2 pseudogenes are annotated in these 616 nt (G+C 37.0%); both read right to left on the reverse strand.

The features are described from left to right. Window positions 1-319, reverse strand: a pseudogene (locus IE038_RS25675) (proton-conducting transporter transmembrane domain-containing protein); the annotation flags it as partial. A gap of 165 nt (window positions 320-484) precedes the next feature. Beyond that, window positions 485-538 (reverse strand): annotated as a pseudogene (locus IE038_RS25680) (hypothetical protein); the annotation flags it as partial. Window positions 539-616 lie beyond the last annotated feature (78 nt).

Genomic DNA, 616 nt, shown 5'->3' on the forward strand with positions numbered 1-616 from the left:
TGGCATGTATAAGAGCTGAAATAGGAGTAGGCCCTTCCATAGCATCAGGTAACCATACATGAAGTGGAAATTGTGCAGATTTGGCTACTGGACCTAAAAATAAGAGAAAAGCACACGAAGTGACAAAAAACGAACCAACCCCATCAACGGCAGTCAATTCGTTGAATTTTTCAGACAAATATTGAAATTCAAAACTACCTGTTACCCAATAAAAACCTAGGATTCCTAATAAGAGTCCAAAATCCCCTGCACGATTAGTTATAAATGCTTTTTGACAAGCATTAGCCGCGCTGGGTCGCGTAAACCAGAAACCTATCAATAAATAGGAACACATTCCTACTAATTCCCAAAAAAAATAGATTTGTAATAAATTAGGGCTAATAACTAACCCCAGCATAGAAGCATTGAAAAAATTAAGGTAAGCAAAAAACCTCACATATGTTTTATCGTGCGACATATAAGTATCGCTATAGATCATAACCATGGTTCCAACTGTTGTAACTAAAACTAACATAATGGAAGTAAGTGGATCAATCAAATAGCCTAACTCTAATGAAAACCTATTATTGATAACCCAGGACCAGAAATACCGATAGATGGGACCGCCGGTAATCTG

It is taken from the genome of Pseudomonas laurentiana (assembly GCF_014648275.1).
GTDB lineage: Bacteria > Pseudomonadota > Gammaproteobacteria > Pseudomonadales > Pseudomonadaceae > Aquipseudomonas > Aquipseudomonas laurentiana.